Annotated in this window: 14 protein-coding genes; 11 read left to right on the top strand and 3 right to left on the bottom strand. The window is 64.9% G+C overall.

Annotation, left to right across the window (positions count from 1 at the left end; all coding sequences use genetic code 11):
• Nucleotides 1-68: 68 nt before the first annotated feature.
• Complete coding sequence (locus C5N93_RS13400) at nucleotides 69-710, bottom strand: LysE family translocator (protein WP_242559633.1); 642 nt, start codon at nucleotides 708-710, stop codon at nucleotides 69-71.
• Between the two features lie 350 nt (nucleotides 711-1,060).
• Here C5N93_RS13400 and C5N93_RS13395 point away from each other — a divergent pair, with 350 nt between their 5' ends.
• From C5N93_RS13395 to C5N93_RS13380, 4 genes are all read left to right on the top strand, one after another.
• Complete coding sequence (locus C5N93_RS13395) at nucleotides 1,061-1,933, top strand: alpha/beta hydrolase (RefSeq protein WP_242559632.1); 873 nt, start codon at nucleotides 1,061-1,063, stop codon at nucleotides 1,931-1,933.
• 267 nt (nucleotides 1,934-2,200) lie between these two features.
• Nucleotides 2,201-2,911 (top strand): GntR family transcriptional regulator, encoded by a 711-nt coding sequence (locus C5N93_RS13390; protein ID WP_150721818.1) that lies wholly within the window; start codon nucleotides 2,201-2,203, stop codon nucleotides 2,909-2,911.
• Nucleotides 2,912-2,994: 83 nt separating this feature from the next.
• Nucleotides 2,995-4,308, top strand: coding sequence for a dicarboxylate/amino acid:cation symporter (locus C5N93_RS13385; protein ID WP_242559631.1), 1,314 nt, complete (start codon nucleotides 2,995-2,997; stop codon nucleotides 4,306-4,308).
• Nucleotides 4,305-5,396, top strand: a complete 1,092-nt coding sequence (locus tag C5N93_RS13380; RefSeq protein WP_242559630.1) for a GntG family PLP-dependent aldolase — start codon at nucleotides 4,305-4,307, stop codon at nucleotides 5,394-5,396. The genes C5N93_RS13385 and C5N93_RS13380 overlap by 4 nt, the downstream gene beginning before the upstream one ends.
• Nucleotides 5,397-5,480: 84 nt before the next feature.
• Here C5N93_RS13380 and C5N93_RS13375 read toward each other — a convergent pair whose 3' ends face one another.
• On the bottom strand, nucleotides 5,481-6,272 hold the full coding sequence (locus C5N93_RS13375; RefSeq protein WP_069341840.1) for a helix-turn-helix transcriptional regulator: 792 nt from the start codon (nucleotides 6,270-6,272) through the stop codon (nucleotides 5,481-5,483).
• 275 nt (nucleotides 6,273-6,547) lie between these two features.
• Between C5N93_RS13375 and C5N93_RS13370 the strand changes: the two genes are divergently transcribed.
• Genes C5N93_RS13370 through C5N93_RS13350 form a run of 5 tightly spaced genes read left to right on the top strand, consistent with a single transcriptional unit; the run spans nucleotide 6,548 to nucleotide 14,229 of the window.
• On the top strand, nucleotides 6,548-8,722 hold the full coding sequence (locus tag C5N93_RS13370; protein WP_242559629.1) for a TonB-dependent siderophore receptor: 2,175 nt from the start codon (nucleotides 6,548-6,550) through the stop codon (nucleotides 8,720-8,722).
• The gene (locus C5N93_RS13365; protein ID WP_242559628.1) at nucleotides 8,722-9,669 is read left to right on the top strand and encodes an ABC transporter substrate-binding protein; all 948 of its coding nucleotides are present in this window, start codon (nucleotides 8,722-8,724) and stop codon (nucleotides 9,667-9,669) included. Before C5N93_RS13370 ends, C5N93_RS13365 begins: the two co-directional genes overlap by 1 nt.
• Nucleotides 9,666-11,750, top strand: a complete 2,085-nt coding sequence (fhuB, locus tag C5N93_RS13360; protein ID WP_242559627.1) for a Fe(3+)-hydroxamate ABC transporter permease FhuB — start codon at nucleotides 9,666-9,668, stop codon at nucleotides 11,748-11,750. The genes C5N93_RS13365 and fhuB overlap by 4 nt, the downstream gene beginning before the upstream one ends.
• A 45-nt stretch (nucleotides 11,751-11,795) precedes the next feature.
• Nucleotides 11,796-13,454 (top strand): cyclic peptide export ABC transporter, encoded by a 1,659-nt coding sequence (locus C5N93_RS13355; RefSeq protein ID WP_242559626.1) that lies wholly within the window; start codon nucleotides 11,796-11,798, stop codon nucleotides 13,452-13,454.
• Nucleotides 13,447-14,229 carry an ATP-binding cassette domain-containing protein gene (locus C5N93_RS13350; RefSeq protein WP_242559625.1) on the top strand — a complete coding sequence of 261 codons (783 nt, stop codon included), beginning with the start codon at nucleotides 13,447-13,449 and terminating at the stop codon, nucleotides 14,227-14,229. Before C5N93_RS13355 ends, C5N93_RS13350 begins: the two co-directional genes overlap by 8 nt.
• 6 nt (nucleotides 14,230-14,235) lie before the next feature.
• Here the strand turns inward: C5N93_RS13350 and C5N93_RS13345 are convergent, their stop codons facing one another.
• Nucleotides 14,236-15,021 carry a helix-turn-helix transcriptional regulator gene (locus C5N93_RS13345; RefSeq protein WP_069341836.1) on the bottom strand — a complete coding sequence of 262 codons (786 nt, stop codon included), beginning with the start codon at nucleotides 15,019-15,021 and terminating at the stop codon, nucleotides 14,236-14,238.
• A gap of 330 nt (nucleotides 15,022-15,351) precedes the next feature.
• Between C5N93_RS13345 and C5N93_RS13340 the strand changes: the two genes are divergently transcribed.
• Nucleotides 15,352-17,517: a TonB-dependent siderophore receptor gene (locus tag C5N93_RS13340; RefSeq protein ID WP_242559624.1), complete on the top strand. Its 2,166-nt coding sequence runs from the start codon at nucleotides 15,352-15,354 to the stop codon at nucleotides 17,515-17,517.
• A gap of 192 nt (nucleotides 17,518-17,709) precedes the next feature.
• Nucleotides 17,710-18,369: a GTP cyclohydrolase II gene (ribA, locus tag C5N93_RS13335; protein WP_242559623.1), complete on the top strand. Its 660-nt coding sequence runs from the start codon at nucleotides 17,710-17,712 to the stop codon at nucleotides 18,367-18,369.
• Nucleotide 18,370: the final 1 nt, after the last annotated feature.

Here is an 18,370-nt window from a genome sequence, read left to right as displayed (position 1 = left end):
GGCGGTGACAAATAAGAAAAAACCCGCCGAAGCGGGTTGGGAGGGCGCGAAAGTGGGAGGAGCGTCGTCTATTTCGAGGTGCCGTTCGACGTTGCGAGGGCCGCGATGCCCAAGGCCATATAAAGCAGGCCTGCGATGTACTTGCCGATGCCCGGCTTCTGGCTGCGCCGCGCGAGCGCGCGGCCGATCGTGCGGGCGAGTGCGGCGTAGGTCGTGTCGCTCACGCCCCCCACGAGCACCAGCAGCAGGCCCAGCGTCACGATCTGCAACGGTACATGGCCGAGCGACGGCGTGACGAACTGCGGCAGAAAGGCGGCGATGAAGAGTCCCGTCTTCGGGTTGAGCAGATTGACGAGAAAGCCCTTTCTCACCGTCGCGCTCAGTGCGCGTGCCGGGGCTTGCGGCGCGGCTTCCTGCGTCGCGGGCTTGCTGCGAATGACTTTGATGCCCAGATAGACCAGATACCCCGCGCCGAGCAGCTTGATGACGTTGAACAGCACCGGCGAGGCAAGCAGCAGCGCGGTGAGGCCGACGGCGGCGAAGCTCACATGGACGAGCGTAGCGAGCATCACGCCGAAGCACGACGCGAGGCCGAAGCGAAAGCCCTGGCTTGCGCTGGTCGTCGAGATATAGATCGTGGTCGGGCCGGGAATCGCAACGAGCACCGCGACGGTGGCGAGAAAGAACGGCAGTACGTGAAGGTCGATCATTCCGGAGGCTTCTAAGAAAGTTCGGGGGGCGTGTCGTGCGAATCCTAACACCGCTGGTCTTGGGAAAACGTTGCATCGGGATTGCGGGAGTGCGCGAATGGGGCGCATGAGAGCAAAAGGGCAGTGCATCCGTACGATCTGCACTCGGACGGCGTGCCTCCCCCGGCGAATGCTCAACTCTCAAGTGGCATCGCAATGCGGCGTTGAATGTCAGGCATCCGTGGTTCGCGTCTCAACAGTCGAAATCGGGGATACAGTGACCGGGCGGCGAGCGCCGTTCCAATGCCCACGCGTTCCCCCCGGCGCGTTGCGACCGCTCGCCGCACACATCTCACACTCAAGTCCGAACTATGAAACTCTTCAAATCTCCGCTGAAGCCTTTGCTGGCCATGATTGGCGCAATGAGCGTTGCGGCCGCTTTGCATGCCGCGCCCGCCAGCGCCACTGAACTGTGGCAGACGCTGCCGCCGACGCCCGCTCCGGCCAAGTTCGACCGCACCGGCTTCGCGAACGTCAACGGCATTCGTCTGTACAACGCCGAAGTGGGCAAGGGCAGTCCGGTGCTGCTGCTGCACGGCGGTCTGGCCAACTCGAACTACCTGGCCAAGCAGGTCGATGCGCTCAAGGCACACCATCTGGTGATCGCCGTCGACACGCGCGGTCACGGCCGCAGCACGCGCGACGACCGTCCCTATGGCTACGACCTGATGGCCGACGACGTGGTCGCGTTGCTCGACCAGTTGCACATCAAGAAGGCCGATGTCGTGGGCTGGAGCGATGGCGCGATTCAGGGCATCGACCTCGCCATCCGCTATCCGGATCGCGTGGGCAAGATCGTGGCGTTCGGTGTGAATACGAATACGGACGGCCTGAAGCCGGACTTCGACAAGAACCCCGTGTTCGCCGCATACATCAAGCGCGCCGCCGGTGAATACGCCCAACTGTCGTCGACGCCGAAGGAGTACGACGCCTTCCTCGCGCAGATCGGCAAGATGTGGGACAGCCAGCCGAACTGGACGGACGCGCAACTGAAGACCATCAAGTCGAAGGTGCTGATTCTCGACGGTGAGCACGACGAAGGGATCAAGCTCGAACACAACATCTACATGGCGCACACGATCCCGGGCGCACAACTGATGATCCTGCCGGGCGTGAGCCACTTCGCCTTCATCCAGGATCCGAAGATGTTCAACTACGCGATCACGCACTTCCTCGACAACTGAGCCGCGTAGCTAGCCGTCGTTCTACCTGACGCCGGTTCGCCGGTGCGCCCGTCCGCCCATTTTCGCCACCCGGCGAGAACGAGCGGACGGGCGCGGCGCTTTCCACGCCGTCTGTCTCGCTCGCGTCGTTCCGCCGCATTGCGGCATTCGTCGACGTTATCTCGACGTCATCGCGTCGTCATTCCGCGTCATCGTTTACCCGCAAATTCTCCCGCCCCACAGCTTTTGCCGTTGACCGGCGAATTGTTTTTTGCTGGTATACCAGTTATGAACCAGACCCAACGCACCCCGGCCCTGAGCGATTCGGCTTACAACGCCATTCGCAACCTGATCGTTTCCGGCGAGATCCGTGCCGGCGAGGCGCTGTCCGAGCGCGCGCTCTCGGAGCGCTTCGGCATCAGCCGCACGCCCGTGCGCGAAGCGATTCGAGCCCTCGCGAACGACGGCCTGCTGGAGATCGTGCCGATGCGCGGCACCTTCGTGCGTCAGTTGTCGGTGCGGGATCTGAGCGAGATTCACGAGGTGCGCCTTGCCCTCGAGGGCATGGCCGCATGGCTGGCCGCGCAAAAGGGCGTGACGCCCGCGCTCGAAGAAGTGGCCGTGCGACTGCGCGCGCTCGACGCGCAGGGCGCCGAGGGCATCGAACTCGACGTCGATATCACGCAACGCGTGGGCTGGCAGTTCCACGAAGCGATGTTCGCCGCTGCCGACAACGTGCGCCTCACCGAGACCTATCACGCGTTGCGCACCCAGAACGGTCTGGCGCTGCAACGCATTCCGCATTACGACGCCGAGCGCACCCGCACCGCCGTTCGCGAGCATCTCGCGATCTTCGAGGCCATTGCCGCCGGGCGTCCCGAGGAGGCCCAGCGTCGTGTCTGGGACCACCTCACGCACGCCATGCAGGCTCGCTTGCAGGCACTCGTCCCCCCGGCTGTTCCGCCCGCTGCAAAAGCGGCGCCGGGTCGCAAGCGCTGAGCGTCTGCGATACCCGGAAGGCCCGGGTACCGCCTACGTCGAGCGCGAGCGGTGTCGTCTCGTTCAATCCGGAGATTGTCGTCATGTCGTCAAGTACTGCCAGCAAGAAGAAGCGCCTCATTCCATTGCCCATCCAGATGCTGATCGGTCTGGCGCTGGGTATCGGTTGCGGCATGGTCGCCCCGGGGCTGGCCACGAAGCTCATGCCCGTGGGCACGGCGTTCGTGCAGGCCGTGAAGATGATCGTCGTGCCGCTCGTCTTTACGGCGATCACGCTCGGCATCTATCAGATGGGGCACAACGCGCGCTCGCTCGGACGCGTCTCCGCGATCAGCATGATCTACTTCTTCGTCGCGACGCTCGTCTCGATCGTGATCGGCCTCGGCCTGAACGCGATCTTCCACCCGGGCCTCGGCGCGAATCTCGCGGCGGCGCACGCGTCGGCCAAGCCGATTGCGGCGTCGGTCGACTGGACCAAGTTCTTTCTGGACATGATCCCGTCGAACATCGTGGCGGCGATGAGCGGCAGCAATCTGCTGCCGGTGCTTGTCTTCGCGGTGCTGCTGGGCATGGCGCTGTCGGCCATCGGCGAGCGCGCCAAGCCGCTCGTCGGCGTGCTCGACGCGCTCATGGGCGCCGTGTTCAAACTGACCGACTGGATCATCTCGCTCTCGCCGGTGGCGATCTTCGCGATCATTTCGTGGCTGTTCGCTACGCAAGGCATCGGCACGATTCTGTCGCTCGTGAAGCTCGTCGGCACGATGTATCTCGGCCTCGGCGTGTTGCTCGTGCTGTTCTGGATCGTGCTCAAGGCGATCGGCGAAAAGCCGATGGCGACCACGCGTGCGATCAGCGAGCCGGTGATTCTCGCCTTCGCCACGCGCTCGTCGGAAGCGACGCTGCCGCTGCATATGGAGAAGCTCATCGCGATGGGTGTCCCGAAGGCCATCGCATCGGTCGTGCTGCCGCTGGGCTATGCCTTCAACCGCGACGGCTCGATCATGTACTTCGCGCTGGCCGTGGGCTTCCTGGCCGATGCGTATCACGTGCCGCTCGACATGCCGACGCTGCTGTCCATCGTGCTTGTCACCACACTCGCCAGCAAGGGCAGCGCGAACGTGCCGTCGGGCGGCCTCGTGGCCATCGCCATGGTGCTCACCACCATCGGTGTGCCCATCGAAGCCCTCGCCATCATCGCCGGTGTCGACGCTTTCCTCGACATGGGCCGTACCGCCATCAACGTTTTCAGCAATACCGTGGCCATCAAGCTCGTCATGAAGCTCGCCGGCATTCCGTACGAATCGCCCGAGGCCGTACAGGCGGCGCTCGCGGCCGAATCGTCGCAAGGCGCGCAGGCAGGCACAGGCAGCCATGCCCACGGTCAGGAGTTTGCATGACCTCAGGCCATACCGAACGCGCCGTCGATCTGCGCAGCGATACCGTGACCCGTCCCACCGCGTTGATGTGGGAGGCGATGCAGACTGCATCGCTGGGTGACGACACGCTCGAAGGCGATCCGACCGTACGCGCACTGGAACATCTCGCGGCGGTCATGACCGGCAAGGAGGAGGCGATGTACGTCGTCTCCGGCACGATGGGCAATCTGATCGCCTCGCTGTGTCACGCCACGCTCGGCGGCGAAGCGGTGCTCGACGTGCAGGCCCACATGGCGAAGTCGGAGGCGGGCGGCATGTCGCGGCTCGCGCATCTGTTCCCGGTGCTGATTCCGTCAGTGCGTGGCGAAATGGATCTCGATCAACTGGCCGGGGCGTTGCGTCCCGGCTTTTCGCGATACGGCCAACCGACGGCGATGGTCGCGGTCGAGTCGACACACAATCACTCGGGCGGCTACGTGCCGTCGCTGTCGTATCTGGCGGATGTGCATGCGCTCGCGTCGCGCGCCGGTGTGCCGGTCCACATGGACGGCGCACGCGTGTTCAACGCGGCGGCGGCGCTCGGCGTGGACGTCTCCCAGATCACCGCGCATTGCGACAGCCTGACGTTCTGTCTGTCGAAGGGACTCTCGGCGCCGATGGGCGCGATGCTCGTGGGCTCGCACGCGATGATCGAGCAGGCGCGCACGTTCCGCCGCATGACGGGCGGCGGTCTGCGTCAGGCAGGCATCATGGCGGCGGCGGGGAAGGTAGCGCTGGAGACGATGGTCACGCGACTGGCCGACGACAACCAGCGTGCGCAACGTCTGTGGGCGGGTCTAGCGCAAATCGATGCGCAACTGGTCGATGCCGTGCCGTCGAGGAGCAATATCGTGCGCCTGCGCGTCGGCGAGCAACGCGAGGCGAATCCTCGTGCGTGGGAAGCGGCGCTGGCAGAGTACGGAATTCTGGCGCGGGCGAGCGGCACGTCGATGCTGCGGCTCGTCACGCATCGTCACATCGGCGATGACGATATCGATGAGACGATCGCGGCGATTGCGTCGATTCGCGACACTTTCGCGTCCAAGGCTTCGCCACTCGGCGTGCTTTGAGCCACGGATCGTAACCGGGGCGCGGCTTTATCCCTCAAGCCGCAGACATCCACCCATGCGAAGGGTCGGCAGAGCAGGGCGCCCTCAACGATCCGCCACCGCCAGATATTGTTGCGGCGCACGGCCGAACAATCGCTTGAACATCACGATGAACGCGCTCGGGCTTTGATAGCCGAGCGCGAGCGCGACATCGCCGACGGAGGCGCCCAGCGCCAGTCGCGTGATTGCCTCCGACGCGCGCATGTGCTGACACCAGCGCCCGAACGTCATGCCCGTCTCGTCCTTGAAGCGGCGCGCCAGCGTCTTGCCGCTCGCACCCAGTTCTTCGCCCCATCGCTCCAGCGAGTAGTCGGTCGCGGGTTCCATCATCATGTGCTCGCAGATCGCCAATAGCTTCGCCGAGCTGGGCAACGGCAAGCCGTGCTCGCCGGGCGCGGCGGCTTCACGCAGCAGACGAAGCAGCAGGGGGACGGACAGCGCCGTGCGGCTGTCCGGGGCGTAGTGGATGCCGTCGGGGAGGATGTCGACGGCGAGTTCGCGCAGCAGCGGGCCGACGGTCAGCGCGAGCGCGTTCGGCCACAACCACGACACGGTGCCCGGCTCGACGCTGATCGTGCAGAAGTGCATGCGCCCGACGGCGTGCAGTTCGTGCGGCGTGTTCGGTGGCAGCCACAGCGCTCGCGACGCCGGTAGCGTCCAGGTGTGCGCCGGCGTGAGCACGCGCACCACGCCACGCAGCGCCATCACCACGTGACCGTGCTGATGCTGGTGCCAGGGCTGGCGTTCGCCATCCTCGCACTCCATGCCCACAAGCGTGACGTCGCGCGCCAGATGTCGGCGCGTTTCCGGGTAGCGGCGCAGCAGCAATTCCTTCATGACGACTTCCCAACCGGACCGCTCGACACGGTCAGACGACGGCCGCGCGTTCAATTGCCCCTCGTGAGGACAACGCGCGGCGCGCCAAAGCATAGAGAAATGGACAAAAAATGTCCGTTTCTCAACATTTTTTGCGATTCACAGCAAAACGATCCCCGGTATTCTACCAACTGCCATCGGGGTTCAGGTGGCGGATACAAGTGATAATAGTAATGCGTCTCATTTATTTTAATTCATTCAGACAGAATGACACTGACGCGGGAAGCGGACGTAAAGTGAAACGAAATCACACGGGGAAGCCGACCCAGGCGCGGCGATTGACGATGCTCGCGGCCATGGTGGCGGGAACGGTCTTTGGGCAGCCGGCGGCGATGGCCGCCGATGCCGGTAGTGACAATACAGCGGCCGGTGCCGCCGGCGGGGCGATGGTGTCGCTGCCCGCCACGCAGGTGAACGACTCGTCGCTCACCGAGAGCCCGAACGGGCCGGGGCGCGGTTACGTGACCAAGCGCATGAGGACCGCGACGAAGACCGACGCCGCGACGCTGACCGTGCCGCAGGCGACCTCGACGGTGACACGTCAACAAATGGACGATCAGGGCGCCATCACCATCGATCAGGCATTGCGCTACACCACCGGCGTCAATACGCAGGACGGCACCGACGTGCGCTTCGACCAGTTGCGCGCCCGTGGTTTCGACATCGACGCATACCTCGACGGTCTGAGCATCTTTCAGTCGCCGCGCTTTGCGACAGCGCGCGTCGACCCGTATCTGCTCGAGCGCATCGACGTGATGTTCGGCCCGTCGTCAGTGCTCTATGGACAGGGCAACCCGGGCGGTCTGGTGAACTACAGCAGCAAGCTGCCCACGGATCAGCCGGTGCGCGAAGTCACGCTCCAGATCGGCAATCACGACACCTATCAGGCGGGCTTCGATCTCGGCGGATCGCTCACGCCGGACGGCACGATCCTCTATCGCGTGGTCGGACTGGCGCGTGACGCCAGGACGCAGGTGAGCGCCATCAAGGACGAGCGCCTGGCGATCGCCCCGTCGATCACGTTCCGGCCGGACCGCGACACGTCGCTCACGCTGCTGGCAGGCTATCAGCGCGACCCGCAAGGCGGCCTGTTCAACCCGGTGCCGGCGAGCGGCACGTTGTTCGCGAACCCGAACGGTCACCTCGGCGCCGATCAGTACTTCGGCGACCCGACCCGCGACGGCATGCAGCGCACGCAGTACTGGTTCGGCTATCAGTTCGCGAAGCAACTGAACGACACGTGGCGCGTCGCGCAGAACGCGCGCTATCTGCATATCGACCAGAACTACTACCAGACGTCGGTTACGAGTGGTTTCGGCGCGGATCAGCGCTCGGTCTACATGTGGGGCAATGCAGACAAAGAGCACGTCAGCCAGTGGCAGATCGATACGAATGCACAGGCGAAGTTCTCGACCGGCCCGGTCGAGCACACGATGCTGTTCGGCTTCGACTATCGCCGCGTGCTTGAAGGCGATAACTACGGCGGCGCTGTCGTCGGGCAACTGGATCTGTTCAATCCGAACTACGCCGCGTTGGCGGGGGTGAACCAGAACACGCGTCTGGACTATTCGCTGAGTCAGGCCGGTCTGTATGCGCAGGACGAACTGCGGTACCACCGCTGGGTGCTCACGCTCGGCATGCGTGAGGACTGGGCGACGACCCGTTCCAGCACGAACGGCAATACGCTGACGGCCGACAACCACGCCTTCACGTGGCGCACCGGGCTGGCCTACGCGTTCGATAATGGCATCGCGCCGTACGTGAGCTACGCGAAGTCGTTCGCGCCGGTGCTCGGCACGACCTTCTCCGGCGGGGCGTTGCAGCCCACGCAGGGCAAGCAGTACGAAATCGGTGTGCGTTATCAGCCGAAACAATACGATGCCTCGTTGCGTCTGTCTGCCCTCGATCTTCGTCAGGAGAATGTGAGCGTGGTCGATCCGGCACACCCGACGTTCCCCACGCAGACCGGTGAAGTGCGCTCGCGCGGCTTCGAAGCCGAAGCGCGTGCCAACGTCACCCGCGATCTGAAGGTCATCGCTTCGTACACGTACGTCAATCAGGTCAACCTGCAAAGCACGACGGCGCAAGGCAAGCGCCCGCCGATCACGCCGCGCAACAACCTCGCGCTGTGGGCCGACTACACGATGCACGAAGGCGTGTTGCGCAATCTCGGGTTCGGTGCCGGGGTGCGTTACATGAGTTCGTCGGCGGGAGACGCCGCCAATACGTTCGAAGTGCCGAGCCGGACGCTGGTCGATGCCGCCGTGCATTACGACTGGCAGCAATGGCGGTTCGGCATCAACGTCAGTAACCTGTTCAATCGCGAATACCTCTCGTATTGCACGAACTCGTTCCTCTGCTACTACGGCGCAACACGAACCGTTCTGGGGACAGCCCGATATCAATGGTGATGCAACGAAAATCGTTTGCCGTCCGGCGCCGCCTTCTGGCGGCGTTTGGCGTTGGTGCGGTGGCACCGTTCATGCACGCTTCGCGTGCTTTTGCCGCTTCTGACGGCTTATCTGGCGGCATATCGGGTGAGGCAGCGGCTTCGGGCCGCACGCCGCGTGTCGTCGTGCTCGACTGGGGACTCGCGGCGCAGGTGCTCGCGCTGGGCGTGGTCCCGGTGGGCGTCGCGCGTCCGTTCTGGTACCGGCTGCTCGCGGGCACGCCTGAGATGCCGGATTCCGTGGTCGACGTGGGGTTGCTGTTCCAGCCCAATTTCGAGGTCGTGCAGTCGTTGCGCCCCGATCTGGTCGTCATCACGCCCGCGCATGCCTCGCTGGCCGATTCGCTGTCGCGCATCGCGCCGCTATTCGTCGCGCCGCCCGCGCATCCGCATGAAGACGGATACCGTCTCGCGCAGCGACGGGCGCACGCGTTGGGGGACGCCCTAGGGCGTCCTGCCGAGACGGCGCGGCTGCTCGCGCAGACGGATGCCCGCCTTGGCGCCGTGCGAGACCGGCTGGCGCAGCATGGCGCCACGCAACGTCCGATTTATCTGATGAGCCCCATCGACACCCGTCTGACGAACGTCTTCGGTCGCGAGAGCGTATTCGGCGGGACGCTCGCTGCCGTCGGCCTCACGAATGCCTGGCGACGCCCGAGCGATACGGAGGGCATGGCACAGATCGATTACACGCAGCTCGGTGTCGATACGGCGGCGAGCGCGATGCTTATCGGGGCGCGTCCCGGTTTGCTCGGCATGCTGGGCCAGAGTCCGCTGTGGCAGGCGTTGCCGTTCGTGCGCGGTGCGCGCGTCGGACAACTGCCGATGATGCTGCCCACGGGCGGCACACCCACGGCCGTGAAGCTGGCCGACGCGTTGAGCGTCGCACTGACGGGGGCAGCGGTATGAGCACAGGCAATCCGTTTTCCCCCGTGACGAGTGGCGCACCGCGTGGCGCGTCGACACCCGTCGACGTGCGGCATCTGTGGCGTCTGGCGCTTATTGTCGGCCTGCCTGCGGTGGTCCTTGCTGTCGCGACGCTACTGGCGCTACGCCCGGCGGGTGTCGACAGCGGCGCGTTCCTCGCGGCGGTGTGGCACGCGATCGTGCATCCGGTGCTCGACGCAGGCGCGCCGACGTCGCCTGCCGCGATGTCGGGGCTACTCGTGAACTACGCCTGGCTGCCGCGTCTGACCATGTCGTTGCTGGCGGGTGCCGGGCTCTCGCTCGCCGGCGTGATGTTTCAGCAGGTGCTGCGCAACCCGCTGGCCGAGCCGTTGACGCTGGGCGTGGCTTCCGGGGCGTCGCTGGCGCTCTCGGCCGCGACGATCTGGCTGCCGCCGGTCGCGCTGGCGTGGAAGTCCGGCGTTGCCATGGCGGGGTCGGCCGCCGCCATGGCCATCGTGATGGCATTGACGTGGCGCAGTCGCTTCGCGCCCGTGCCGGTGATCCTCGCGGGCATGATCGTCAACCTGTATTGCAGCGGCCTGTCGATCATGGTGTCGATGACCCACGAGCGCGCGCTCGTCGGCGTGTTTGCATGGGGGGCCGGCTCGCTCGTGCAGAACGGCTGGCACGACGTCGGCTGGCTGCTGCCGCGCGTGCTCGTGGCCGTCGTCGCGGCGGGGCTGCTGCTCAGGCCGCTGACCCTGTTCACGCTGGACGACCGCAGCATCACGCAACTCGGTGCGCGCGTCGCGTGGATTCGCACCGCGGGCCTCGTGGTCGCGGTTGCGCTCTCCGCCTGCATCATCGGCACGGTCGGCATCATCGGTTTCGTCGGGCTGGCCGGGCCGCAACTGGTCCGGCTGGCGGGCGCGCGACGTCTGCGAGATCAACTGGTCTGGGCGCCGGCGATCGGCGCCCTCATGCTGATGCTGACGGATCAGATCGTGCAGTGGCTGCCGCTGTTCGACGGCGCATCGCTGCCGACAGGGGCTGCCGCAGCACTCTTCGGTGGTCCGCTGCTGCTATGGCTGCTGCGTCGCACGCGTGCCGGCGAAGTGGCGACGGCCGATGCCGCGCCGCCTGCGCGTGTGCGTCACCCGCTGCGCTGGCTGGCGGTGACGCTGGCGCTCGGCGTGGTGATCGTGTGGGCGACGCAGCATCTCGGCCGCACCTTCGATGGCTGGGAATGGGCGAGCGGCGATGTCTGGACGGCGATGTCGCCGTGGCGCATGCCGCGCATGCTGGCGTCGGCAGCGGCAGGTGTCGCGCTGGCGCTCTCGGGCACGTTGCTGCAACGGATCAGCGGCAACCCGATGGCGAGTCCCGAACTGCTCGGCGTGAGCGGCGGGGCGATGCTCGGCGTGCTGATCGTGACGTTCGTCGTGGTAGGTGCGGGCGCTTCCGTTCTGTTCCTGGCGGCCTTCGCGGGGGCGGCGATCAGTCTCGCCGTGATGCTGACGCTCTCGCGCAAGGGAGGCTTCTCACCCACGCGCATGCTGCTCGCCGGTGTGGCCATCTCCGGCATGGCGCAGTCGCTCGTGGCGATTGCGAGTGCGAGCGGTACGGCCAATGCCTTCCTGCTGCGCTCGCTGATGCTCGGGCTGACGTACATCGTCGGCCCCGGCATTGCGATGGTCACGGTCGCGGCGGCGCTCGCGGGGCTGCTGCTGACGTGTCTCGCGTCGCGCTGGCTCGATCTGCTGCCGATGGGCGATGCGACCGCCACGGCCGTCGGCGTGAACGTGAAGCGCGCGCGCCTGTGGCTCTGGTGTCTCGCCGCGACGCTGAGCGCCGTGGCTACGCTCGTCGTCGGCCCGCTGTCGTTCGTTGGTCTGCTCGCGCCGCACCTCGCCCGCATGGCCGGATTCGGCAAGGGACGCCCGCAGGCCGTGGCGGCGAGCGTGTCCGGCGCGCTGCTGATGATTGCCGCCGACTGGCTCGGCCGTAACCTGCTGTTCCCGCAACAGTTGCCGGCGGGCGTGCTCGCCATGCTGATCGCGGCGCCGTATCTGCTGTGGCACTTGCGTCGTCAAGTGGCCTGATGTCCCCCCAATATCCCCACAAAATATAAGAGAGGTTTGCCTCCTATGTCCTTGTTCTGGCAACTGGTGCGTGCGTCGCGATGGCCTTTGATCATCGCGCTCGCCGGTAGTCTCATCAGCGGTTTCGGCAACGCCGGTCTCGTCGCGCTCATCAACCGGGCGCTCGGTGCACCGCGCGAGCATCTCGGCGTGCTCGGCATGCAGTTTCTCGGCCTCGGTGTGCTGGTGCTCGTCACCCGTGCGCTGTCGCAAACGCTGTTCATGTCGCTGGGTCAGCGGGCCAAAGCGACGCTGCGCATGCAGGTCGTGCGTCGTATCGGCGCGGCGCCGTACGCGAGCCTGGAGCGGCATGGCATCGCCCGTGCCATCGCGGTACTCACGCAGGATCTCGACACCATCGTGGTGCTGTTCGTGAACCTGCCGGTGCTCGCCATGCAGGGCGCGGTGATCGCGGGTTGTCTGATCTATCTCGGCTATCTGTCGTGGCAGATTCTGTTGTTCGCGGTCGTGACGATCTTCATCGGCGCGGCCGGGTTTCGTTTCGCGAACCAGCGTGCGCTCCTGCATCTGCGCAGCTCGCGCAAGCGTGAGGAAGCGCTGGTGAAGGATTTCCGCGCGTTGTTCGACGGCGCGAAGGAACTCAAGCTGCATCGTGCGCGACGCGACGCGTTCATCGAAGATCGCCTCGCGAGCAACGTCGAAGCGGTGCGCGTGCAACGCACGCGAGGCTATGTGCTGTACGCGGCGGCGGCAAGCTGGGGCAGCTTCATTCTTTTCGCGTTCATCGGGCTCACGCTGTTCGTGGTGCTGCGTCATGTCGATCTGCCGCCGCAGGTCGTGTCGGGCTATGCGCTGGTGTTCCTCTACATGATCATGCCGATCGAGGGCGTGCTCTCGGCGATGCCGTCGCTCGGAAGCGCTCGCGTGGCGCTGGAGCGCATCGCGCAGGTCGAGAAGGAACTGCCGCGCGAGTTGCTGCCGGCGCCCGCCAGAACGGAAGTGCCGGTGTTCCACGACATCACGCTCGAAGGGGTGACGCACAGCTACTTCCGCGAACAGGAGAACGAGAACTTCACGCTGGGCCCGATCGGTCTGACGTTCCACCCGGGCGAGCTCGTCTATCTGGTCGGCGGCAACGGCAGCGGCAAGACGACGCTTGCCAAGCTCATCGTCGGCCTCTATGTGCCGGAGCAGGGCCGGATTCTGCTCGACGGGGTGCCCGTGGGCGATGCCGAGCGCGACCACTATCGTCAGTTGTTCTCGGTGGTGTTCAGCGACTTCTTCCTGTTCGAACATCTGCTCGGTTTGCCATCCGATGGACTCGATGCGCAGGCGAAGGCGCTCCTGAAGTCGTTGCAGCTCGATCACAAGGTCACGATCGAAGACGGTCGTTTCTCGACGCTCGATCTCTCGCAAGGGCAGCGCAAGCGTCTCGCGTTGCTTGTGGCGTATCTGGAAGACCGGCCGTTCTACGTCTTTGACGAATGGGCGGCGGATCAGGACCCGCTGTTCAAGGATGTTTTCTACCGCCAGATGCTCCCCGCGCTCAAGGCGCGCGGCAAGAGCGTGCTGGTGATTACGCACGACGACCGCTATTTCGATCTGGCGGATCGTCTGATTCGCCTCGACTATGGCCAGCTGCGCGAGCCGCAGACCGATGCCGGGGCGCACCACGAACCTGCTTCACCGAAAGCCCATGACTGATACTCCGATGTTCGCGCTGCAAGACGTTTCCTTCGCCGTGGAAGGCCGCACGCTCCTCGCGCCCCTCACCCTCGAACTCGCGGGCGGGCAGGTGCACGGGCTGATCGGCCACAACGGCTCGGGCAAATCGAGTCTGATCAAGTTGCTCGCGCGCCAGCTCTCGCCGGTCAGCGGCAGCCTCCAGTTCGAGGGACGCGCGCTGGCGTCGTGGGGCGCGCGCGAATTTGCACGTCGCGTGGCGTATCTGCCGCAACAACCGCCGGCGGCGGCGGGGATGACGGTGTCCGAGCTTGTCGCGCTGGGCCGCTACCCATGGCACGGCGCGCTCGGGCGCTTCGATGTGCACGATCACGAGGCCGTGCAACAGGCGATGGCGCAAACGGATGTGCTGGGCTTTGCGGATCGTCTGGTGGAATCGCTCTCGGGCGGCGAGCGTCAGCGCGTGTGGCTGGCGATGCTTGTCGCACAGCAGGCGCAGTGTCTGTTGCTCGACGAGCCGACCTCGGCGCTGGACGTCGCCCATCAACTGGACGTGCTCAAGCTCGTGCGCGAACTGGCCGACAAGCACGGACTTGGCGTGGTGATCGTGTTGCACGACGTGAACATGGCGGCGCGTTTTTGCGACACGCTGCTCGCGCTCAAGCAAGGCAGGCCGATCGCCCGGGGCACCCCCGCCGAACTGATGTCGCCCGACACGCTGCAAACCATCTATGGCGTGCCGATGGGGGTGCTGCCCAACCCCGACGGCGGCATGCCGGTGAGCTACGCGCGCTGAGCGAGCTCAGGCGTCGGCGAGGTAGCGTTGCGGGGTGCGGCCCGTGACCTGTTTGAACATCGCGATGAAGGCGCTCGGACTCGCATAACCGAAGGCATCGGCCGTGGCCGCCACCGACGAGCCGAGCGCCAGTGTCGAGATCGCTTCGGACACGCGCAGGTGCTGGCGCCACGTCACGAACGTCATGCCGGTGTCCATCTGGAAGTGACGCGCAAGCGTGCGTCCGCTGACGCCGAACTGTTCGCCCCAGAAGTCGAGCGTCAGTTTGCTGGCGGGGTCGTTCATCAAATGCTCGCAAATCGCCTGCAACCGGGTGTCGCGCGGAACCGGCACGCCGCGCTCGGGCAGGGCGGTGGCGTCGCGCAGCACACCCAGCAGCGGCGGCACCGAGAGTGCCGCCCGGCTCGTCGGGCCATAGCTGTCGCCGTCACGGCCGACGGTGACCGCCAGCTCGCGGATCAGCGGGGTGACGAGAATCACCGTTGGCCGCACCCAATCCCAGGGAAACATGCGCGGTTCCATGTAGACGTTGCAGATCTGCGCGTCGCCTACGGCATGCAACTCGTGTTCGACATCGGAGGGCAGCCACACGGCCCGCGAGGGCGGCAATGTCCAGATGGCCGTCGACGTCAGCACGCGCACGACGCCGCGCACCGCAAATGCCAGTTGACCGTGACGATGCTGATGCCAGATCAGCCGCTCGCCGTGGCGGTACGACGTGATCTGCGAGTAGACATCGCGCGGCAATGGACGCACGGCATTGGGGAATCGCTTGCGCAGAAAATCGTTCATGCCGGGGTTTGTAATCGGGTATCGATACTCAGACGAAATTTGTCAAAAAATCGACATTAATTGTCGCCCTTACCTATTCCGAACCCGATATTCTCCTGATCTATCAATGTGTTTGCCGAATCTCACGCAAATTTAGTAATGAGTCTCATTTGCGATATTTTCGCCAGTGTAGCGGGAATTGGACCGAGACGCTAAAGGCACAAACACCACACAAAACAAGGCACCGATTCACGATCGCCGGAAGATCCCGGCAACAAGGAACCAGGGGAAGTGTTGTCAACGATGCAAAAGAATCAGAACCAGCAACCTCGCCGCGCGGCACGGGGCCGCATGTCTGACGGCATGAGGAACGGGCACCCGTCGCCGCTGCGCCTCGCGCGGACACCCATCGCCGTGGCGATGCTGATGTTGGGCGCCGCAGCGGCGCACGCGCAGTCGACCTCGCCCGCGACGGCGGCACCGGGCACGACGGCGGCACTGCCGGCGGCAAACGTCAGCGCGCAACGCGATGCGCAGACCGAGGGGTCGAGCTCGTACGGCACCTCGACCACGACCATCGGCAAGACGCCGCAGGCACTCAAGGACATTCCGAACTCGGTGTCGGTCGTCACGCGCGCGCGCATGGACGACCAGGCGATGACCTCCGTGGCCGATGCGCTGCAATTCACCACCGGTATCACGGCGGTCAACTACGGTGACGGCACTTACTACTTCAACTCGCGAGGCTACAACGTCGGCGTCGAATACGACGGCGTGTCGATCCTGAGCGGTATCCAGTACCAGCCGCAATTCGATCTCTCGATGTACGACCGTGTGGAAGTCTTCCGCGGCCCGGCAGGGTTGCTCGACGGCACGGGTGAGCCGGGCGGCACGGTCAATCTGGTGCGCAAGCGCCCGGGAGACACCTTCGCCGTGCGTAGCGAGACGACCATCGGTTCCTGGGCGAATTATCGCCAGATGATCGACGTAACGGGCCCGCTCAACGAATCGGGCACCATTCGCGGACGTGCCGTGTTGACGGGCGATACCGGCAACAAGTCGGTCACGCGGACCAATGAAAGCAATTTCCTCGCCTACGGCGCGCTCGAATTCGACCTCACGCCGCGCACGTTGCTGTCGCTCTCCGGCTCGTATCAGGTCAATCCGCTGCACGCGTTCGACTATGGCCAGTCGCTGCTGACGAACCGCACGTTCCTGAACGCCCCCAACAACTCGAACTTCTCGCCGGACTGGAACTACGCCTGGACGTCGATGCAGGAAGTCAACGGCAAGCTGGAGCACCGTTTCGATAACGATATCGTCTCGACGACGACCATCAACTATCGTCACGTGCTCTCGAACAGCAAGTACGCCTATCTCGGCCCGGGCATCAACGCTGCGACGCTCACGGCCCGTTATTTCGGCCAGTCGCAACGTGGCGAGAACAACCTGCTGGGGATCGACTCGCATTTGTCCGGCCCGGTAGAGGCATTCGGCCGCAAGCATGAATGGCTGGTCGGTATGAACTACCAGATGACGCAGCAGCGCAGTCTGTCGGGTGGCGAGAACCTCGGCACCTTCAGCATCTTCTCGCCGCCGTCGGTGGAGCCGACCATTCCGTTCGACTCCGGCAACAAGCTGCAAGCGCAGCAGTTCGGCGTGTACGGACAGGCGCGTGTTCGCGTGCTGGATCCGCTTACCGTCGTGCTGGGCGGCCGCGAAGCCTGGTATCAGCAGCAAAGTCAGAATCTGCTGCCGACCGAAGGTCCGTGGAACACCACCGCCCGTGCGAACAACAAGTTCATTCCGTACGGCGGTGTGGTGCTGGCCCTCACGCCGCAGATCAACGCGTACTTCAACTACTCGAAGATCTTCGCGCCCCAAACGGCGACGACGTTCGACGGTCAGGGGTTGCCGCCGCGTGAAGGGCAGCAATATGAGGTGGGCCTGAAGGGCTCGTTCCTCGACGGTCGCCTGAGCGCCACCGTGGCGGCCTTCCGCATGACGGACACGAACCGTGCCGTCGCCGACCCGTTCCACGCCATCGGCTCGGTCGCGGCAGGCTCGGCGCAGAGCCAGGGCTGGGAAGCCGAAGTAACGGGGCAGGTCACGCGTAACTGGAACGTTTACGCCGGCTACACGCTGCTCAATACGCGTTACAACAGCGATCCGAACCAGGTCGGTCAGGCGCTCGACGGCGAAGAACCGCAACACTTGTTCAAGCTGTACACGACGTATCGCTTCACGGATGGCTTGTTCGGCGGCGTGCTCGACGGCCTGCGCGTGGGCGGTGGCGTGCGTATTCAAAGCTCGACGTACCGCACGACGGGCTTTGCGCAGGGCGGTTACGCCGTGTGGGACGCCATGCTCGCCTACCGTGTGAATCGTCATCTCGAGGCGCAGCTCAACGTGAACAACGTCTTCAACCGCGACTACTACGCCCGCGTGCCGTCGACGTTCTACGGTATCTACGGTGAGCGACGCAACATCATGCTCACGCTGCGTGCGGACTATTGACGGTTGTGACGCGGCGAGTCGCGTGTCCGTAACCCAAAGCCGGGCAACGCGCTAGCCGATTGGACCGCCCTATGCAACCGTGTGTTGCGTAGGGCTGTCGGCTGATATTGGCAAATGGCGGTACACTCCGAGTACACGTCACCCTAGCCGGGTGGCACGCACCTCCCAATTTCAGCCGGTTTGAACGTCAACATGAAGTCCCCTGGTACTGCCTCTGCCACGCCCAACTGCGACGCAGGCGAATGCGTCGAGCTTGTCGCCACGGCAACCCTGCCGACCCGTTACGGCACCTTCACTTCCCATGCGTTTCGCGTCAAAGACAGCGCCAACGAGCATCTCGCGCTGGTCATGGGCGATGTGACGGACAGCACGTCGGGCGCCTTGCCGCCGCTGGTACGTCTGCATTCGGAGTGTCTGACGGGCGACGTATTCGGTTCGTACCGCTGCGATTGCGGTGAGCAACTCGATGCGGGCATGCGCAAGATCGCCGAAGAAGGTCGCGGCGTGATGCTGTATCTGCGCGGCCACGAAGGGCGCGGCATCGGCCTGAGCAACAAGATCCGGGCGTATCTGCTCCAAGAGCAGGGCCGCGATACGGTCGAGGCCAACCTCGATCTGGGGTTGCCCGACGACGCCCGCGAATACGACTCCGCCGCCGCCATCCTGCGCATTCTCGGCGTGGGCTCGGTGCGCCTCATGAGTAACAATCCGAAGAAGTTCGATACGCTCATCAAGCACGGCATTCCGGTGAGCGAGCGCGTGGCGCTCGACATCCCGATGCGTGAAGAGAACGAGCGCTACATCCGGACCAAGCAGGCCAAGTTCGGACACTACTTCGAAGAGAACGAATGAG

It is taken from the genome of Pandoraea sp. LA3 (assembly GCF_022696215.1).
GTDB classification, from domain to species: domain Bacteria; phylum Pseudomonadota; class Gammaproteobacteria; order Burkholderiales; family Burkholderiaceae; genus Pandoraea; species Pandoraea capi.
Note: the sequence above shows the minus strand (reverse complement) of the source record. Positions and strands in the feature narration are given on the sequence as shown.

What these genes read in the sequence shown, in the direction of transcription:
- C5N93_RS13400 (WP_242559633.1), bottom strand. Translation starts at nt 710, where the DNA reads ATGATCGACCTTCACGTACTGCCGTTCTTTCTCGCCACCGTCGCGGTG.
- C5N93_RS13395 (WP_242559632.1), top strand. Translation starts at nt 1,061, where the DNA reads ATGAAACTCTTCAAATCTCCGCTGAAGCCTTTGCTGGCCATGATTGGC.
- C5N93_RS13390 (WP_150721818.1), top strand. Translation starts at nt 2,201, where the DNA reads ATGAACCAGACCCAACGCACCCCGGCCCTGAGCGATTCGGCTTACAAC.
- C5N93_RS13385 (WP_242559631.1), top strand. Translation starts at nt 2,995, where the DNA reads ATGTCGTCAAGTACTGCCAGCAAGAAGAAGCGCCTCATTCCATTGCCC.
- C5N93_RS13380 (WP_242559630.1), top strand. Translation starts at nt 4,305, where the DNA reads ATGACCTCAGGCCATACCGAACGCGCCGTCGATCTGCGCAGCGATACC.
- C5N93_RS13375 (WP_069341840.1), bottom strand. Translation starts at nt 6,272, where the DNA reads ATGAAGGAATTGCTGCTGCGCCGCTACCCGGAAACGCGCCGACATCTG.
- C5N93_RS13365 (WP_242559628.1), top strand. Translation starts at nt 8,722, where the DNA reads ATGCAACGAAAATCGTTTGCCGTCCGGCGCCGCCTTCTGGCGGCGTTT.
- fhuB (WP_242559627.1), top strand. Translation starts at nt 9,666, where the DNA reads ATGAGCACAGGCAATCCGTTTTCCCCCGTGACGAGTGGCGCACCGCGT.
- C5N93_RS13355 (WP_242559626.1), top strand. Translation starts at nt 11,796, where the DNA reads ATGTCCTTGTTCTGGCAACTGGTGCGTGCGTCGCGATGGCCTTTGATC.
- C5N93_RS13350 (WP_242559625.1), top strand. Translation starts at nt 13,447, where the DNA reads ATGACTGATACTCCGATGTTCGCGCTGCAAGACGTTTCCTTCGCCGTG.
- C5N93_RS13345 (WP_069341836.1), bottom strand. Translation starts at nt 15,021, where the DNA reads ATGAACGATTTTCTGCGCAAGCGATTCCCCAATGCCGTGCGTCCATTG.
- C5N93_RS13340 (WP_242559624.1), top strand. Translation starts at nt 15,352, where the DNA reads ATGTCTGACGGCATGAGGAACGGGCACCCGTCGCCGCTGCGCCTCGCG.
- ribA (WP_242559623.1), top strand. Translation starts at nt 17,710, where the DNA reads ATGAAGTCCCCTGGTACTGCCTCTGCCACGCCCAACTGCGACGCAGGC.